Source organism: Pseudomonas bohemica, assembly GCF_002934685.1.
GTDB lineage: Bacteria > Pseudomonadota > Gammaproteobacteria > Pseudomonadales > Pseudomonadaceae > Aquipseudomonas > Aquipseudomonas bohemica.
On record NZ_NKHL01000105.1, the window covers coordinates 105938 to 119860 of the forward strand.

The window sequence follows — 13923 nt, forward strand, 5'->3', positions numbered from 1 at the left end:
GTTCGGGCGATAGACGGAGGCGATTATGCCAGTAAACGTCGTGTGCGTTGCCACCGCAGTCTGGGGCAGGATTGAGCGTGGGAGCTTCTGTCGCGCATTTCCAGAAGCCCCCAAAGGTGCGCGGTGTTCTTTCTGTTACTGCAAATGCTCCGGTTTTACTGGATCACCGGATTTCATGTGCAACTGGTGGCGGATGTCTTCGAACATTGCGTCGTACTCACCGTGCATGTTGTGCAGATCGGTGGTTTTGGGCAGGCCGTGCTTTTCGAGGATGTGTGAAGCGTCGCTGGCGAAGTTGTAGGCCTTGTCCTTGAGCAGGTCGAAGGTCTCGTCGACGGCCTTGCCGTTGATCTCGCCTTGCAGGGTGAAATGCATCCCAATGCCTGCATCGGTCTGGCTGACTTCGTAACGGATATGAATGTCATAGCCAACATCGTGCGGCTGCAGGGCAAAGTGGGCGATGTGCAGATGGCCGGGCTCGAACATGTGACTGCTCCCCTTTGATAACGATGACGGTAAGCAAGCAGACCGCTCGCTTGTGCCTCGGTTCAGCGTGGGCCGGAAGACTCTGCACCCTTGGCGCCTCTCGCGCAAGGCTCAGGCCGTGACCAGATCCACAGATTGACCAGCAGCATGCCGGTGACCGCGAAATAGATCCACCAGTTGTGCTTGAGCACCACCAGCATCACCACCGCGCAGATCAACATGGTCACTGTGGCGCTGATCTTGGCGCTGCGGGCGATGAGCTTGCCGTTGCGCCAGTTGCTCAGCATCGGGCCGAACAGACGATGATTCTCCAGCCAGGCGCTCAGGCGCGGTGAACTTTTGGTCGCGGCCCAGGCGGCCAGCAGGATGAATTCGGTGGTCGGCAGGCCCGGAATGAAAATCGCGATGATGCCGATGGCGAGGCTGACATAAGCCAGAATGCCGAAAAGGATGCGGGACAGTTTGCTGCCTGGGGGTGTGCTGGTCATGAGTCTCGGGTACGGCAGGGTGAAGATGCTTTGCTCGGATCGTCCCGGCAAAGGCGCCCAGCTTAACAGTGCCGGGCGCCAAACGCTTCGATTCAGGCAAGTTCGGCTTGCGGAGCCGACGTATAGGCGTGGTTCAGCAGCACATTGAACCGCTCGAATGCCGCCACGGCGCCTTTGTCGATTTCGTCCTCCTGCTCCTCGCTGAACGGCAGGTCGTCGAGGATGCTAATGAAGCGTTTCCAGCCTTCGGCGCGGCCCCCGGCCGGCTCACCCAGGTGACGTGCGCCGAAGTTCTCGCTGAGGTTCAGAGCACAGGCGCGCTTGATCAGAAACGCTGCGCCGAGCTTCGAGCCTTCCGAGACGAACAACCATCCCAGCGCTTCGGCGGGCGACGGTTTGTCCACAGCACCGGCCACCGGCTCAGGAATCGCCGTTTGGAGGTCGTTAAGGTCGGCCTTGGCCTGCTCGGCACGGCAACGCTCGGGCAAGTCGGCGATCAGTTCGATTAGTTGAGGATCGGTGTACAGCGCTTTGAGTTCTTGTTGAAACAGGTATTGGGCGGTCAGGAACCTGGTATAGCTGGCCAGGGTTTCGAACGGCGCATTGGCCTTGACTGCCTTGTCCAGATGCTCGTGAGGTGTGTGAGTGATCTGGTTCAGGCGCTGGGATCGACGAATCGGGTCTTGGGGCATGGTGTCTTCCTTGCAAATAGGGCGCTTGTAGACGAGACGAGTGAGCGGGGACAAAGCGTAAAAGTAGCGAGCAGCGCATACCGTGTGTAGGAGCGCGCTTGCCCGCGATTGCGGTGTGTCAGTCGAAAATTACGGGTCTGACAGAAGGCAAGCGCGGGCAAGCGCGCGCCTGCGGTTTCAGTGCGCCGACTCCTAGAGAGGGTGTCAGAAATTTTGTGTTCGGGCATAACATGAGCAAGAGGTGCATGTATGCCAACCAAAAAGAAACCTGCGTTACGCGAGCTACCAAAAATACCTAAAGAGCTGCTCGAGCAGTTCGGCGGCGGGCTGATGACCGCTGAAGCCATCGAAGACGCCTCTGCGGCGTTCAAGAAGGCGTTGATCGAGCGAGCCCTCAATGCCGAGCTCGGTCATCACCTGGGCTATCCGCCGGGCGCGGAGCGCCCAGAGGATGAAACCAATCAGCGCAATGGCAAAAGCGGTAAGACGGTTCTGACCGGGGATGGCCCGATCCGGTTGGATATCCCTCGCGACCGGGACGGCAGTTTTTCGCCCATTCTGATCCCCAAGCACGAGCGCCGTTACACCGGTTTCGACGACAAGATCATCGCCATGTACGCCCGTGGAATGACGGTGAGAGAGATCCGTGCGTTTCTGTCCGAGCAGTACGGTACGGACGTGTCACCTGACTTCATCAGCTCTGTCACCGACGAGGTCATGGCAGAGATCGGTGCGTGGCAACAGCGGCCTCTGGAGCCGATGTATCCGGTGATTTTCTTTGATGCCCTGCGGGTCAAAATTCGCGAAGAGGGGCTGGTTCGCAACAAGGCGATCTACCTAGCCCTGGGTGTTCTGCCTGACGGGACACGCGATATTCTCGGCATCTGGATCGAAAATACTGAGGGCGCCAAGTTCTGGATGAAGGTGTTCAACGATCTGAAGACTCGCGGCGTCGAAGACGTATTGATTGCCGTGACCGATGGCCTCAAAGGCATGCCAGAAGCCCTTGGCGCCGTGTTTCCAGACACGACACTGCAGACCTGCATCGTTCATCTGATCCGCAACAGCCTTGATTACGCGGCCTGGGATAAGCGTCGCGAGCTGGCCAAGGCGCTCAAGCCGATTTACCAGGCAGTCACCGCCGAAGCGGCCGAGCAAGCGCTGGATGCGTTTGGAAGCGGGCCCTGGGGCAAGCAATATCCCACGGTAGTGGCGGCTTGGCGACGGGCTTGGGATCGCGTGATTCCATTCTTCGTTTTCCCGCCTGCGATCCGAAAAGTGATCTACACGACCAACGCCATCGAGAGCATCAACGCTCAGCTACGAAAGATCATCAAGACTCGCGGCCACTTCCCGACCGACGATGCAGCAACCAAACTGATCTGGCTTGGGCTGCGCAATATCACAGCAAACTGGGGCTCTGCGGCCCATGATTGGAAGAATGCGATGAATCAATTCGCGATTCTGTACGGAGATCGATTTATCAGGCCGACCTGGTAAAAGCACGGCCTGCCTGACGGCAGGCCGTTACCGGCCCGCACACAAAAAATCTGACAGTCCCGGATGTGTATGTGTATCCGAGGGGCGTCGTTACGACAAACCAGCGCCAAATCCGCCTCCAAAAAATTCACCGACTCCGCGTAACCGTCAAAACCACCGCCGCAATCCGATCCGCGCTTTCATAAGGCGCCGCTTCCAGCTCCTCACCAAAAACATCCGGATCCATCTCCCGATACGTCCACGCCAACTCCGGCGTGTCGACCACTGCCCGAGCCTGGTCCAGAAAAAGATCGACCCCCTCAACCGATGGCGCGCCGGTATACAGCACCAGACTCCCGCCCACCGTCAGCCGCTCCACCGCTTGCTTGAGGATCCGCACCGAAAGCTCAGAGCCCAATTGCTCCCCGCCGTGACGATAGGCCCGCTGCTGGGTGTCCTGCATGTATGGAGGATTCGCAACAATCAGATCGAACTCACCCGAAGTGCCCGCCAGAATGTCACTGTGGTACGCCGAAACATTCTCCACCCCCGCCAGCGTCGCATTGATCGTCGTGAACCTGAGTGCCGTCGGATTGATATCCACCGCCAACACCTGCGCATCACGCCTGGCCCTGGCAATCAGGATGGCACCGACCCCGCTGCCACATCCGATGTCCACCGCTGTGCGGACCGGATGGCTGGAGGTGCGAAGATGTTCCTCGATCGCCTGAGCGAAGCGATACGTGTCCGGGCCGAAAAACACCGAATCATTGGCCACCGTGGGAAAGCTGGAATGCACGAACAACAGATCATCCAGGGTGGACCAGCGTACGTCGCTGACCCATAGCCCGGCATGGGCGCGCAACACGCCGCTGTCCAGCAACGCCTGCAGTTCCGACTCCGGCAGCAGCTCGCTCTCGAACGGCCGACTCCAGCCAAAAATATCCCGCAGGCTTCGCGCTTTGCGATTTTCCTCACGCTGGTTGACCCGTTGATGAGTCAACGGCGTCACCGTCACGAATCGGTACTGCTCGGCGTTCAAATGCTGACCCAACCGCAGCAGGGCCAGATCGTGATCGGCATCCGCGGATACGTCAGGCGGAGTCGGGTCCAGGGAGTTGAGGTTATTCATCGTGTCAGTATCCAGGGGAAAGTCGCTGTGCGTAGGTTCGAGTAGCACTCAAGCCTTCCGGCGTGGAATGAGAGGCGGGCGCCATCAGCGCAATGAGGTCGTCAACCGTGCGCGAAGCGCTTTCACGGTCCGGTTCTCCATGCGCACGGGAAGCATCGACGGCCGTGAGATTCGCGGTTTTACGAAATCGCGCTCGAAACGGGTTTGCCTGACGCGACGATTCACCCGGCATCCAGTCACCCGCTATCCAGTCGCTCAGCAATTGCATTTCATAACCACTGAACACCCCAAACATGACCGCACCGGCGCCATTGATGAGTTGCCAGAAGCGACTCTGCGCAGGGTCCTGGTGACGCTTGATCCAGCCGCGATTTTCCAGCGCGGCGAGCAGCTGTCGGCTTTGCCCTGGCGTGCCCAGCCATTCATTGATCGTGCGGCCTTCAAGCCGGCAGTAGTCGGAGTGCATGTGCTGGCCGAAGGTACTCTTGTTCTCAAGCATCCTGACCACCTCCCGCTCGAGATCGAACTCACCGACCACATCATTGGAGCTCAGGCCCAGATCATTGAGCAGATAACCGGCGCGCAGACGTCGCAGGAAATCGCTGCGCGAGTCGTCGCTGGGCAGCATATTCATCACTGCCGCGACGGCTTTTTGCGCGTGGCCGGTGCTGGCGTTATCGACCGTCACGTGCAGCGTGAAGTAATAAGGATCGATACCCAGTTCGCTGAGCTCGAAGGCGGTGATCAGCAGATGCAGCGGCAATTGCTCGTAGCCCAGGTTGTAGCCGATGACCTCAGGCAGGAATTCGTCAGACAAATGTCCCAGCGCCAACTGGATAGCGCCTTGCAGATACAGGTCATCCTCGAGCGGCGCATTGGGCGCGCAGTCGTGTTCGGTCAGCAGATTGCGATACAGCAGCACATGATTGAGCGCCGGGTCGCCGTCCCCCAACTCCTCAAGATAAGTGCGGATCAAACCGTGGTATCTCCAATCATCGGCATGGCGGACCGCGCCGTACAGCCATGCTCCGTCTACCAGCTTGCTTGGGGCGACGTGCTGGAGGAAATACAACGCGTGAGCCTTGTTGCTGAAAAAACGTCGGTCGCCGCCCGCATGCCGTTCCTCCAGGTAGGTGCGATAGCGTTCAGCGACGGACTGGCTGTTGCTGGCCACCCATGCGGTCAGTTCGGCCACGTCTTGAGGAAGATTTGACGGCAGGGCCTTGGCGATTTCCAGTTGCTGATGGAGAAAGTCACGGGCGCGCTGGTGATCGCTTTCGGCGGGAGCATGAAGCAACGCTGAATAGAGCGAGAAGTTCGTATCTGATGTGGTGTGTGTAACGGCAGATGGCTGGGAAAGCCGCTGTAAGGATGTCATGTGAAAACCTGCTGACGTTCTTGGTATGTACGTCAGAGAGGGGCATTTACGGATAATTCAAAAGACTTGTGCAGCGATGGATGAGCGACCGGTCAGGAATGAATCGACGTTGTTGTTTGGTATTGGCAAGTGCAATCGGGTCGCAAATCATGCCGGGAGGTGGTTTTACCATCTGTCGTTGAGTCGTATCGATCCGCTGAACGATGGCAAATCGGCAGTAGTCACTTGCAATGTGTCCAGTCGAAAACGCGCGGAACAGCGCCGCCGACGGGCAGATCAACCCGTGACCTATGGCTGATTCCAGCGGAGATAACCTGATGAGTGACTTACCTGTAACGCGCCTGGCCGTGGTGCCTTTGCCTTTTGAGCAGTCGTTTGAAGTGATTCCCGAGGACGAGGCTCAAACCAGCAAAGAACTGGCCGAGACGCTGCATTCGATCCTGGAAACTACCTTCAAGGACGAGGGGCACGCCAACCGCAGTGTTCATGCAAAAGCCCATGGCTTGCTCCGTGGCCGGATCACGGTTCTCGAGAACCTGGCGCCGCAGCTCGCCCAGGGCGCTTTCGCCAAACCGGGCACCCTGCCGGTGGTCATGCGTTTTTCCACCAACCCTGGCGACATCCTCGATGACAAGGTTTCTACCCCACGGGGCCTGGCGCTGAAGATCGTCGGCGTCGAAGGACCGCGTCTGCCGGGTTCCGAGAGTGACGTGACGCAGGACTTCGTGATGCAAAACGCCAAGGCGTTCACCGCGGCAGATCCCAAGGCGTTCCTGAAAACATTGAAGCTGCTGGCGAAAACCACTGACAAGGCAGCGGGGATGAAGAAGGCGTTCTCTGCGCTATTGCGCGGCGTCGAGTCGACCATCGAGGCAATGGGCGGCGAGAGCGGTACCCTGAAGAGTCTGGGCGGCCACCCGCAAACCCATATTCTTGGCGAGACGTTCTACAGCGTGGTGCCGTTTCTCTATGGCCCTTATTACGCCAAATTGGCGGTGGTCCCGGTTGCCGAATCGTTGACTGCGCTGACCGATAAACATGTGGATTTCGAGGGTAATCCGGACGGTTTGCGCAAGGCGGTAAACGACTATTTCGCCCAGCACGGCGGGGTTTGGGAGGTGCGTATCCAGCTGGCTTCGGATCTGGACAAAATGCCGATCGAAGATGCTTCGGTCGTCTGGCCCGAAGACCTGAGTCCTTACGTCAGTGTCGCCCGCATCGAAGTTGATCCGCAGCCAGCCTGGAGTCCTGAAAGCGTTCGGGAGATCGACGACGGCATGGCATTCAGCCCGTGGCATGGCCTGCAGGCGCACCGTCCGCTGGGCGGGGTGATGCGGGTGCGTAAGCCGTCGTACGAGATGTCGTCGGGCTTTCGCGCCGAGCACAATGGTTGCCCGATGCACGAACCACGCCCTACCCAGGGTCAACGCTGAGTCCAGCCTTCGGGCGAGGTTACACCATGCAGCTTCTACACCCCGTTGCGCATTTCAGGCCCTATTCCTCCGCGTCCGGAGGGTGGGGTTCGGCCCATTCGGTGATGAATATCCTTTGGCGTGAACAGGCTTATCGCAAGGCGCCCATCGCATTGTTCCGCCAGAACAAGCCCAAGGGTTTTGCCTGTGTCAGCTGTGCCTGGGCCAAGCCGGGCAACCCTCACGCGCTGGAGTTCTGCGAGAACGGTGCCAAGGCCACGGCCTGGGAATTGACCTCGCTGCGGACCGGGCCGGATTTCTTCGAAAAGCACTCGCTCACTGAGTTGCGGAACTGGGAAGATTACGATCTTGAGCAACATGGACGTCTGACGCATCCGCTGCGTTACGACCCGGCAACCGATCGCTACCAGACCACCACCTGGGAGGAGGCGTACGCGCAAATTGGTGCGCAGTTGCGTCAGCTGGAGCCGGATCAGACGGTGTTCTATGCGTCTGGACGTGCGTCGCTGGAAGCATCGTTCATGTACCAGTTGTTCGCCCGTGCCTATGGCACCAACAACCTGCCCGACAGCTCGAACATGTGCCACGAGAGCACCTCTGTCGGGCTGCAAGAAAGCATCGGCGTGCCGGTGGGTACGGTCACCCTGGCCGACTTCGAGCACACCGACTGCATCTTTTTCTTCGGCCAGAACGTGGGCAGCAACAGCCCACGAATGCTGCACCCGCTGCAAGAGGTGCGCAAAAAAGGGGTGCCGATCATCACCTTCAACCCGATTCGCGAACGCGGACTGGAGCGCTTCGTCAATCCACAGTCGCCGCGTGAAATGCTCGGGCCGGAGTCTACGATCATCAGTACGCAATACCACCAGGTGGCCATTGGCGGCGATACGGCGGCGGTGATGGGCATGGCCAAGGCGTTGCTGGAAATGGATCGGGCGGCCGGCGGCACTGTGCTCGATCACGGGTTTATCGCCGAGCACACCGATGGCTTTGAGGCGTTCATTGCTGAAGTGAACCGCCATAGCTGGGAGGAGCTTGAAAGGCGCTCAGGCCTCGGTCGCAACGCGCTGGAGGCGGCAGCGACGGTCTACGCCCGCAGTGAGCGGGTGATGGTGATCTACGGCATGGGCATGACTCAGCATCGCCACGGCGTGGAGAACGTGCAGATGCTGGTCAATCTTCTGCTGCTGCGCGGCAACATTGGCAAGCTGGGCGCAGGCATCTGCCCGGTGCGCGGCCACTCCAACGTGCAGGGCCAGCGCACGGTGGGTATTACCGAAGACCCGGCCAAGGTACCCAAGGACAAGATCGAATCGTTGTTCGGCTTCAAGGTGCCGCAACGCAAAGGGCTGGCCACGGTCGACGCCTGCATGGGCATTCTCGATGGCAGCGTCAAAGCCTTCATCGGCCTGGGCGGAAACTTTCTGCGCGCAGTCCCCGACACCGATCGCATGGAACCTGCATGGTCGCGCCTCGAACTCAATGTTCAGGTCGCCACCAAGCTTAATCGCACCCACCTGATACCTGGCCAGCGTGCGTGGTTGTTGCCGTGTCTGGGGCGTATCGAGATGGATGTGCAGGACGGTGTCGAGCAGGTCTATAGCACCGAGGACAGCACGGGTTGCATCCACGCCTGGCAGGGCAGAAGTGAGCCGGGTGGCGAACAGCTGCGCGCGGAGGTCGCGATCATCGCCGGGCTGGCGCAGGCGACTCTCGACGGTCGGGAACAGATTCCCTGGGAAGAATGGCGTCGGGATTACGCGAAGATTCGTGCGGCGATTGCTCAGGTTTATCCGGAAATCTTTCATGACATGGAGTCGCGAATGTGGGAGCACGGTGGCTTTCATCGGCCGATCCCCGCTGCACAGCGGCAGTGGAAAACCGAAACCGGCACGGCGCGTTTCGTCTCGCCTCGCAGCCTCGATGAAAATGACGATGTATCTTCGGGCTTCGGGGCGCGTGATGTCATTCAGTTGATGACCCTGCGCAGCAACGATCAATTCAACACCACGATTTACGGCTATGACGACCGTTTTCGCGGCGTGCACGGGACGCGCAGCGTGGTGTTCATGAACCGCAATGACGTGGTGCGGTTGGGGTTCGCGCCTGGGGATTGGGTGACATTGCGCACGGCCATCGAGCCTGAAGTGCTCAGGGAAGTCGGGCCAATGCAAATCATCGCCTACGACATCCCGACCGGTTGCGCGGCCGCTTATTACCCCGAGTGCAATCCCCTCGTTCCGCTCTGGCACCACGCCGAGCGCAGCAAAGTGCCAGCTGCCAAGTCAGTGCCGGTCACCCTGCACAAGGCCCAGGCCGATGCACATACGCAAGAGCGAGCGCTGCCGAGGAAGGATCAGGTGGTGTAGTCAGCAAAAGTGTCAAGGCCATTCATTGTCTGCTTGGCCCACCGCCCGAAAACGGCAGCAGCCTGCCGCAGGCGTCGGAGTAGGTCAGTTGCGATGAGTGTTCCCGACATTGCGTTCGCTGCCGTCGTAACCTGCAGCGTCTGCAACAGGTTCGGCGGCGTACCCGATGGCCGAATTGGGATTGACGCCAGGCGCCCTGAACCGCCTCCGTCAAATCTGCCCCAACAACCAGCCCCGAAACGCCTGCAACGACGGCAGCATTTCGTTGCGGGGCGGGTAGGTCAGGAAGTAGCTGCGCTGGCTGGCGAAAGGCAGGTCGAGGGTGATGAGTTCGGCGCTGGCCAGTTCGTCGGCCACCAGAATGCGCGGCACCAGGCCGATGCCGATCCCGGCTTTCACCGCCTGAATAAGGTGGGAGGTCAGTTCGAAGCTCGGCCCCAGCCGCATCATTCGGTGGGGCAGGTGGTGATGGCTGAACCAGTCGCCCCAGACATTGGGGTTGTTGGCGACGTTGAGCAGCATCTGTTCGGCGATGTGTTCGGGGTTCCAGCGTTCATGCCCTTTCGCGGTCTGTGGGGAGACGATCACCACCAGTTCTTCGGCATGCAGGCGATGGCTGATGAGGCCGGGCAACCCGGCGTGCCCCACGACGATCGCCGCATCGATGCCGCTGGTTTCGAAGTCCACGGCGTCGATCCGCGAGTTGATGTGCACCAGCATGCCGGGGTGGGTCTTGTAGAAGTCATGCAGGCGCGGCAGCAGCCACTTGGAACCGAACGTCGGGAGGGTCGCCAGACGTAAACTGCCGCCCCCGGATTGATACGCCATGGCCTGCAATGTCGCGCTGCGAATGCGCCCCAGGGCCTCGCTCATTTCTCGCTGATACAGGCGTCCGACGTCGGTCAACTGCACTTGCCGGCCTTCCCGGCGAAACAGCGTCAGGCCCAGTTGCTGCTCCAGCGCCTGGACCTGACGACTCACCGCGCTTTGGGTCAGCGACAGTTCGACGGCGGCGCGGGTGTAGCTCTCATGCCGCGCCGCGGCCTCGAAAGCCAGCAGCAAAGACATGGACGGCGTGAGATGGCGGTAATTCATTCGGAAAAGTCATCGATAGCGGCAGGAATATCCATTTGTATAGCACTCAAGCCTGCAGGATCATTGGCGCAAACAAACACCCGAGGCTGACCGATTAATGCTCGGGCGACAAGTATTTTGCTGTTTTCCGTGATCAGACCGACAAGAGGCCATCCCACGATGATCGCCCACCTGCCTACCGCGACGCCTGCTGCCCAGTACCCTGAATTTCTCGATGCGCTGCGCGCCAGCGGTTTCCGCGGCCAGCTCAGCGCCGACTACGCCACCCGCACGGTGCTGGCGACCGACAATTCCATCTATCAGCGCCTGCCGCAAGCGGCGGTGTTTCCACAGGACGCCGATGACGTCGCGCGCATCGCGACGCTGATGGCCGAGCCTCGCTTCCGCCAGATCAAGCTCACCCCGCGGGGCGGCGGCACCGGGACCAACGGCCAGTCGTTGACCGATGGCATCGTGGTCGATCTCTCGCGGCACATGAACCACATCCTCGAAATCAACGTTGCCGAGCGCTGGGTGCGGGTGCAGGCGGGGGTGGTCAAGGACCAGCTCAATGCCGCGCTCAAAGCTCATGGGCTGTTCTTCGCCCCGGAATTGTCGACCTCCAACCGCGCCACGGTCGGCGGCATGATCAACACCGATGCCAGCGGGCAGGGCAGCTGCACCTACGGCAAGACACGTGACCATGTGCTGGAACTGCACAGCGTGCTGCTGGGCGGCGAGCGTCTGCACAGCCAGCCACTGTCCGACGAACAACTGGAGTCAGCCTGTGCCCAGCCCGGTCGTATCGGCGAGGTCTACCGCACCGCACGGCAGATCCAGGAAACCCAGGCCGATCTGATCGAATCGGTGTTTCCCAAACTCAATCGCTGCCTGACCGGCTACGACCTGGCGCACCTGCGAGACGAGCAGGGACGTTTCAACCTCAACAGTGTGCTGTGCGGCGCCGAGGGGTCGTTGGGCTATGTGGTCGAAGCCAAGCTCAATGTGCTGCCGATTCCAAAATATTCGGTGCTGGTGAATGTGCGTTACAGCAGTTTCATGGATGCCCTGCGCGATGCCAACGCGCTGCTGGCGCACAAGCCGCTGTCCATCGAAACCGTGGATTCCAAGGTGCTGATGCTGGCGATGAAAGACATCGTCTGGCACAGCGTCGCCGAATATTTCCCGGAAGATGCCGAGCGCCCGACCCTGGGCATCAACCTCGTGGAGTTCAGCGGCGACGAAGTGGCCGAGGTCAACGCTCGAGTCGCGGCATTCGTCGAGCATCTGCGGGCCGACAAGACGATCGAGCGCCTCGGCCACACCCTGTCCGAAGGCGCTGAAGCGGTGACGCGCGTCTACACCATGCGCAAGCGTTCGGTGGGCCTGCTGGGCAACGTCGAGGGCGAGATTCGTCCGCAGCCATTCGTAGAAGACACGGCCGTGCCGCCGGAAAAACTGGCCGATTACATCGCGCAGTTCCGCGCCTTGCTCGACAGCCACGGCCTTGCCTACGGCATGTTCGGTCATGTCGACGCGGGCGTGCTGCACGTGCGTCCGGCGCTGGACATGAAAGACCCGGCCCAGGCCGCGCTGGTCAAGCCGATTTCCGATGCCGTCGCCGCATTGACTCAACGCTACGGCGGCCTGCTGTGGGGCGAGCATGGCAAGGGCCTGCGCTCGGAATACGTGCCGGCGTTTTTCGGCGAGCTCTACCCGGCGCTGCAGTCGCTCAAGGGCGCGTTCGATCCGCATAACCAGCTCAACCCCGGCAAGATCTGCACCCCACCGGATGCTGTCGAGGGCCTGCTCAAGGTCAACGAAGTCACCTTGCGCGGCGACCTGGACCGGCAGATCGACGAGCGCGTCTGGCAAAGCTTCGGCACCGCCGTGCACTGCAACGGCAACGGCGCCTGCTACAACTTCGACCCGAACGACGCAATGTGCCCATCATGGAAAGCCACACGCGACCGCCAGCACTCGCCCAAAGGTCGTGCATCGTTGATTCGCGAGTGGTTGCGTCTGCAAGGCGCGGCCAATATTGATGTGCTGGAAGCGGCCAAAGGCAAGGCAGCGTGGATCAAAGGCCTGCCGACGCGACTGCGCAATAATCTGGCGCGCTCCCGGGGACAGGCGGACTTTTCCCATGAGGTCTATGACGCCATGGCTGGCTGCCTGGCGTGCAAGTCGTGCGCCGGGCAGTGCCCGATCAAAGTCAACGTGCCGGAGTTTCGCTCGCGGTTTCTCGAGTTGTATCACGGTCGCTATCAGCGTCCGTTGCGCGATTACCTGATCGGCTCGCTGGAGTTCTCGATCCCGTACATGGCCTATGCGCCGGGCCTGTACAACGCGGTGATGGGCTCGAAGTGGGTCAGCGGCCTGCTCGAGCGCCACGTCGGGATGGTCGATAGCCCGCTGATTCATCGCTACAACCTTCAGAGCACACTGACCCGCTGCAACGTGGCGATCGCCAGTGTTCCGGCCCTGCGCGAACTCAGCGATGCGCAGCGTCAGCGCAGTGTGGTGCTGGTGCAGGACGCCTTTACCCGCTACTTCGAAACGCCGTTGCTGGCGTCGCTCATTCAACTGGTGCATCAACTGGGTTATCGGGTGTTCCTGGCGCCGTACAGCGCCAATGGCAAGCCGCTGCACGTTCAGGGTTTCCTCGGCGCGTTCGCCAAGGCCGCCGTGCGTAACGCCACGCAACTCAAGGCATTGGCCGATTGCGGCGTGCCGCTGATGGGCCTGGACCCGGCGATGACCCTGGTCTATCGCCAGGAATACCAGAAAGTGCCGGGGCTGGAGGGTAGCCCGAAAGTTCTGTTGCCTCAGGAATGGCTGATCGACGCGCTGCCTGAAACCACAGGCGCCAACCAGGCCGCTACATTCCGGCTAATGGCCCACTGCACCGAAAAAACCAACGTTCCGGCAAGCACCTCGCAATGGGAGAAAGTCTTCGCCCGCATCGGCCTCAAACTGGTCACTGAAGCCACTGGTTGCTGTGGCATGTCCGGCACCTACGGCCACGAGGCGCGCAATCAGGAAGCCTCGAAGATCATCTTCGAACAGTCCTGGGCGACCAAGCTGGATAAGCCGGGCGAGGCATTGGCGACGGGGTATTCATGCCGCAGCCAGGTCAAGCGTCAGGCGGACCGGGCATTGCGCCATCCGCTGGAAGTGGTATTGGAGCGGTTGTTGACGTAATGAAGGCTGGTGCGTCAGCGAAAGCGGTGGGTCAATTGCTTAATACGCCTGCAGACCCACCGCGTTCGCTGCCGTCATAACCTCCGACGTCTCCTACAGGGTGGACTGCATGGCGGAATATGAAGGGAGCGCGGCGCTGTGGACGCCGGTTGGTTGCCGCAAACCGGCACAATGCGAAGAGGTTATGT

Annotated in this window: 10 protein-coding genes; 4 read left to right on the forward strand and 6 right to left on the reverse strand. The window is 60.4% G+C overall.

The features are described from left to right. Positions 1-135: 135 nt before the first annotated feature. The 3 genes from CE491_RS12495 to CE491_RS12505 form a co-directional block, all read right to left on the reverse strand. On the reverse strand, positions 136-486 hold the full coding sequence (locus CE491_RS12495) for a DUF5064 family protein (protein ID WP_110948653.1): 351 nt from the start codon (positions 484-486) through the stop codon (positions 136-138). A gap of 62 nt (positions 487-548) precedes the next feature. After that, entirely contained in the window at positions 549-974 is a 426-nt protein-coding gene (locus CE491_RS12500) for a YbaN family protein (RefSeq protein ID WP_110948654.1), read from the reverse strand. A 92-nt stretch (positions 975-1066) separates the two neighbouring features. Continuing rightward, entirely contained in the window at positions 1067-1666 is a 600-nt protein-coding gene (locus CE491_RS12505) for a biliverdin-producing heme oxygenase (protein ID WP_110948655.1), read from the reverse strand. Between the two features lie 249 nt (positions 1667-1915). Here CE491_RS12505 and CE491_RS12510 point away from each other — a divergent pair, with 249 nt between their 5' ends. Then, complete coding sequence (locus tag CE491_RS12510; protein WP_110948656.1) at positions 1916-3166, forward strand: IS256 family transposase; 1251 nt, start codon at positions 1916-1918, stop codon at positions 3164-3166. A 127-nt stretch (positions 3167-3293) separates the two neighbouring features. On the opposite strand, the gene CE491_RS12515 is transcribed toward CE491_RS12510, so the two are convergent. Both CE491_RS12515 and CE491_RS12520 read right to left on the reverse strand, forming a co-directional pair. Continuing rightward, positions 3294-4277, reverse strand: a complete 984-nt coding sequence (locus CE491_RS12515; protein WP_110948657.1) for a N5-glutamine methyltransferase family protein — start codon at positions 4275-4277, stop codon at positions 3294-3296. Positions 4278-4281: 4 nt separating this feature from the next. Continuing rightward, positions 4282-5655 carry an iron-containing redox enzyme family protein gene (locus CE491_RS12520; protein ID WP_110948658.1) on the reverse strand — a complete coding sequence of 458 codons (1374 nt, stop codon included), beginning with the start codon at positions 5653-5655 and terminating at the stop codon, positions 4282-4284. Positions 5656-5972: 317 nt separating this feature from the next. Between CE491_RS12520 and CE491_RS12525 the strand changes: the two genes are divergently transcribed. Then, positions 5973-7088, forward strand: coding sequence for a catalase family protein (locus tag CE491_RS12525; protein WP_110948659.1), 1116 nt, complete (start codon positions 5973-5975; stop codon positions 7086-7088). A gap of 26 nt (positions 7089-7114) precedes the next feature. Then, the gene (locus CE491_RS12530) at positions 7115-9457 is read left to right on the forward strand and encodes an FdhF/YdeP family oxidoreductase (RefSeq protein ID WP_110948660.1); all 2343 of its coding nucleotides are present in this window, start codon (positions 7115-7117) and stop codon (positions 9455-9457) included. 210 nt (positions 9458-9667) lie between these two features. Here CE491_RS12530 and CE491_RS12535 read toward each other — a convergent pair whose 3' ends face one another. Further along, positions 9668-10552, reverse strand: a complete 885-nt coding sequence (locus tag CE491_RS12535) for a LysR substrate-binding domain-containing protein (RefSeq protein ID WP_110948661.1) — start codon at positions 10550-10552, stop codon at positions 9668-9670. Positions 10553-10711: 159 nt separating this feature from the next. Here CE491_RS12535 and ydiJ point away from each other — a divergent pair, with 159 nt between their 5' ends. Continuing rightward, positions 10712-13735, forward strand: a complete 3024-nt coding sequence (gene ydiJ / locus CE491_RS12540) for a D-2-hydroxyglutarate dehydrogenase YdiJ (RefSeq protein WP_110948662.1) — start codon at positions 10712-10714, stop codon at positions 13733-13735. Positions 13736-13923 lie beyond the last annotated feature (188 nt).